Consider the following 4,872-nt stretch of genomic DNA (forward strand, 5'->3'; position numbering starts at 1 on the left):
GCTATGAATAAGAGTTGGATGTATCAGAAGAACTGAATACAAAATTATTTTTTCTAATACAAAAAATGTTAATGGTAGGCAGCTAACTTATTACAAGGAGAGTGAAGCCGCTAGTTCAAGCGGCTTATGGATACCGTTTTTTTGTTATGAGGACACAAATTTATCTGATAATCTGTATTTTATAATGTACAAAAATGCTATAGAATATAATAAATATATTCTTTCAAATGAGGTGAAATGGATGTCTGTCCGTATTGTTCGAAGTAATTAGTTCTCGGGTTGGATAAAACGCGTACCAGCCATCAAGGAAGGAGTCTGTCCTTTTTCAGAAATAGGAACATTGAATCTGTTTCGGTAGTCACCATTATTATCAAATCAAGGCACTGGATCGTTTCATTAACAAGGCTGATAACCTTAGTTTTTATACTCTTTTGGAAGGTGGATATACAAAGTGAATGAATTAGATTACAAAACATTTTATGATAAAGTTGGAAGATCAAACGGCTGGGATTTTAGTAAACTCAAATACATAACTGAAGGTGCTACGTGGGGGTTTTATGATGAAGTAATCAGGAGATGTAAACCTTCTGATGTTCTGCTGGATGTTGGTACAGGTGGGGGAGAGAATGTACTGAAAATCGCATCGTCAGCTTTATTCATGATTGGGATTGATAATTCAAGTGGAATGATAGAAACAGCACAGTCTAACTTGAAAAAAGCACGTGTGCCAAATGTTAGATTTTTTAAAATGGAATCAGGAGATTTGACGTTTCCACATTCCTTCTTTGACATTGTGTCTAGTTGTCATGCTCCTTTTACGGCGGCGGAAGTAGCAAGGGTAATAAAAAAGGACGGTATTTTCTTAACACAGCAAGTCAGTGAACATGATAAATTGAATTTAAAAGAAGCGTTTGGAAGAGGGCAGTGCTTAGGGGAAAAAGACGGTACATTAAAAGAAAAATATGTCCGAGAGTTAAGGCATGCAGGTTTTACTGATGTGCAAGTTTTGGAGTATGATGCTATTGATTATTACAAAACACCTGAAGACCTTATTTTCTTATTAAAACATACACCTATCATCCCAAGATTTGGTGAAAGGGAAGAGGACTTTGACATTTTGAAACAATTCATAAGAATAAACAAAACTGAAAAAGGAATCCGTACAAATTCAAAACGTTTTATGATCATAGCTAATAAATTGTAATTCTTGTTAAATTACAAAAGCCAATTTCCATCGTTTATGGAGAGCGGCTTTTTGAGTGTAAGGCATGTTTTTTGTTAGCTTGTTAATTATGTGTGGTAGATAAAATCTAGGTTTATCTGTAATTATAAAAATAGGTATTTTTTTGTGTAGAATGTCTTGATAAAGCTTCGACCTTTGATTCAATAAATCAAAGAAGTCTGAATGGTTATCGAAGAATAAACTAAATGTTTATACAAGAAAACAACTTGGATAAGGACAAGTTGTTTTCTTGTTATAGGGTACAACAAAGAAAGAGTAAGAGTGGAGAACAGATACACATGTCAATTCAGTAAAATTAGATAGACAACAAAACTAAAAATTCTGAAAAATCAAAACGGTAAGTAATTTTGTTCACTCCTTCTTTGTAGTTATAAGTCTAGCATTAAAAATACAATAATGCAACAAAAAAAGACAAAATTCTAATAAATACGACATTTATTTTACTGATGTACATAAAGACACTTTTATCAGTAGCAAACACGTAACTTTTAAAACCTAAAAATGATTCAAAAGAAATAAGAAGTTCATAGGAATTATTTTTTGTTCCTGATATTGTGTTTTATGAATGTTAGATTTATTCTTATTAGGAAGTACCATATCAAAAAGAAATAGGATTTATATTATTTGTAGGATTTTCTTCTTTTTTGTCGAATGTGTTTGAGATAAGGGGGGGACATTGCATGTTTATTAAAGACTTTTTTATTAATCTTTCTATTTTTGCTTTCCTAGTTAGTTCTACTATATTCATCCAAGTATTTGTAATTAAGTCCAAGCCATTCTTCGCAAAGTTATACGGAGGAGTCGTTGCTGTTATTTTAATGTTCTTTTCTTTCCAATATATGGGATTTTACTATGACCTTCGGATTGTTCCTCTTATTTTATCGTTTGTTTATTTTGGGCGTACTGCTGGCTGGATTACATTAATCAGTATTATTATAATGCGTGTCTTTTATATGGAGGGATATTGCGGACCAACTGTAGTTGCTTTTTTAGGAATGGGTATTATATTTACTATTATTAAAACATATTTCAAAAGTTTGCATCCTTTTAAAAGTACTTTTCTTTATCTGGCTATTTACGTAGCTATAATTTGGTTGGTGGGCGAATTCTTCATTCCTCATGCAGTATCTAACATTCTTTACGCTCAAAGCTTATTATTTGGGGGGATGGGACTTTTAATAGGACTTTTTCTTACTGAAGCTTATCAAAAATTATATTCTTTAACAGAAGACTTATCTAGAATGAATCAAAAATTAGAAGAATCGAAGCAAGAACTCAAAGATACTGTACATGAACTTCAAGGAGGGATCTTTAAATTTATAAAAGTGGATACACATTTTATACATACTTTGTGTGATGGACAATTTTATTATCAAAATGGATTTTATTCTGAACAAGTGGTAGGAAAAAGTTTACGTACCATAGATTCTTCCATTATTCCGGCCCATCTGGTTCCTCAACTACTGAAGTACTATTTACAAGCATGGGAAGGGAAAGAAATTACATTTGAACTTCCTTGGCCAAATGATGAAACTATTGTTCTCATTGCGCTTAGGCCAATTAAGCGCAATGGAAAAGTTATTGAGGTTGTTGGTTCTACAATTGATATAACCGAAAGGAAAAAGGTGGAATCTGAATTAAGGGAAACGAAAGAACGATTGGAATCATTTATAAATCATAACGTAGATGCTATTATCATATCTGATCGAGAAAGGAATATTTTACAAGTTAATAAAGCTTATGAAGAGATGTTTGGTCGATTAGCACAAGAAATCATAGGAAAAAAATCAGATAGTGTACCTGATTTTTTAATGGAGGAATCTATGCAGAATATCCAGAAAGTTCTGTCTGGAGAATCCGCAATTACTAGATTAGAAACAGTTAGACAACGAAAAGATAAAAGTCTTGTTGATGTAAGTTTGACAGTTTCACCTATTCTAGATTTAAGGGGAAACGTGATAGCTTTATCAGCAATATATAGAGACATTTCCGAAAGAAAACAAGCAGAAAGAGAACGACATCAATTACATCAACAATTACAAGAAAGTGAATTGAAATACCGTGCGTTGTTTGAGCAGGCAACTGATGCGGTATACGTAGTGGAACTGGATAAAGAGCGACATCCAGCTCGATTCATTGAAGTAAATCCAGCTGGATGTGAAAGGTTCAATCTCAGTAGAAACGAATTTCTCACTACGCCATTTTTTGATCTTGTTTCTCAAAATTCTCCGTTTTTTAGAAGACTAACAGAGAAAATTAAAGAAGGAAAACGTTCTTTCACCTTACAAGAAGAATATGTTTTTAGAACAGGAAAAAAAATGACTACGGAGTTTAGTATTCGCATTTTTAAATTGAATGGAAAAGAAGTTTTTTTAAGTATGTCTCGAGATATTACAGAACGGCTAAAAACAGAAGAATTATTACGAAAATCTGAAAAACTTGCTGTCGTTGGGCAATTAGCTACAGCAATAGCTCATGAAATCAAAAATCCTTTAACCGCAATGAAAGGATTTATGCAATTACTAAAAACAACGGAAAATGAAAATAGTCTTCGTTATATAAATGTAGTATCATCAGAAATTGAGCGAATAGAAAGTATTACGAATGAATTTATGGTAGTAGCAAAACCACAGGCGGTAAAGATACAACCTAATGATATAAGTATTTTAATTGATCAAGTTGTAATGCTACTTGAGCCTCAAGCATTAATGAATAATATACAAATCAGAACGGATTGTACATCTGACATTCCATTGGTGCCTTGTGAAGGAAATCAATTAAAGCAAGTATTTGTTAATATCTTAAAAAATGCAATTGAATCCATGCAAAAGGGAGGAGAAATCTTGATTCAAATTAATAAACTTGATTTGAATCAAATAAGTCTTCGTTTTATTGATCAAGGATGCGGGATTCCCAAAGAGCGTATACCGTATCTTGGAGAACCTTTTTATAGTATCAAAGAAGAGGGGATTGGCTTAGGATTAATGATCTGTTATAAAATTATTGAAGCACATAAAGGAAAGATATGTATTGAAAGTGAAGTGAATAAGGGAACAACAATTGATATCACTCTTCCTATTTGTAGACCCGAAAATTAATATATTCAGCCTTTTCAGGAAAAATAAGGGCAATAATAAAAAGCTTTGCAAGATTTTTTGCAAAGCTTTTTATTTACAGATTTTTCGAACAGGAAAGCCCACTCCTTTAGGTGTAAAGGGAGATTGGATAAGCAATAGTCCTTTGACCGTAAAGGCCCGATTGATGAGGGCTAATAATCAGTAGGGGATGAAGAAAACCTCCACTGATTAAAGTTTCACTTTATGCTGGATGATAGAATAAATCTCCCTAAAATATACACAATAAAAAATATTGGAATACTCTTCTCGAAGGGAGTAAAAAGTGTGTTTACTTTTTTAAAGTTCTTAAAAAACGGACGTTATTTTATGAATCGTCCAGAGAATAGAAATACAAGTCCCAAAAAAGAAAATATAGAAAATTATAACCTCAGTTCGGATTTGTCAGAAAATATAAATCAACTTCAGCAGATGTTCCAACAAGCTCCTGATTTGGTCATTCGTAGATTTCAATTAAAAAATGGATCAGAAGCTGCTTTAGTATATCTATCGGGA

2 protein-coding genes and 1 pseudogene are annotated in these 4,872 nt (G+C 32.5%); all 3 read left to right on the top strand.

The window, feature by feature from the left end:
• Positions 1-451 precede the first annotated feature (451 nt).
• Entirely contained in the window at positions 452-1,204 is a 753-nt protein-coding gene (locus V7183_RS22630) for a class I SAM-dependent methyltransferase (RefSeq protein WP_335360921.1), read from the top strand.
• A 719-nt stretch (positions 1,205-1,923) separates the two neighbouring features.
• Positions 1,924-4,341, top strand: a complete 2,418-nt coding sequence (locus tag V7183_RS22635; protein WP_335360922.1) for a PAS domain S-box protein — start codon at positions 1,924-1,926, stop codon at positions 4,339-4,341.
• A gap of 303 nt (positions 4,342-4,644) precedes the next feature.
• Positions 4,645-4,872: pseudogene (locus tag V7183_RS22640) on the top strand (spore germination protein); the annotation flags it as partial.

Origin of the sequence: Bacillus sp. JJ1127, assembly GCF_036965845.1 — a bacterium.
Taxonomy (GTDB): domain Bacteria; phylum Bacillota; class Bacilli; order Bacillales; family Bacillaceae_G; genus Bacillus_A.

Coding starts and splice junctions, on each gene's coding strand:
- V7183_RS22635 (WP_335360922.1), top strand. CDS start 1,924: ATGTTTATTAAAGACTTTTTTATTAATCTTTCTATTTTTGCTTTCCTA.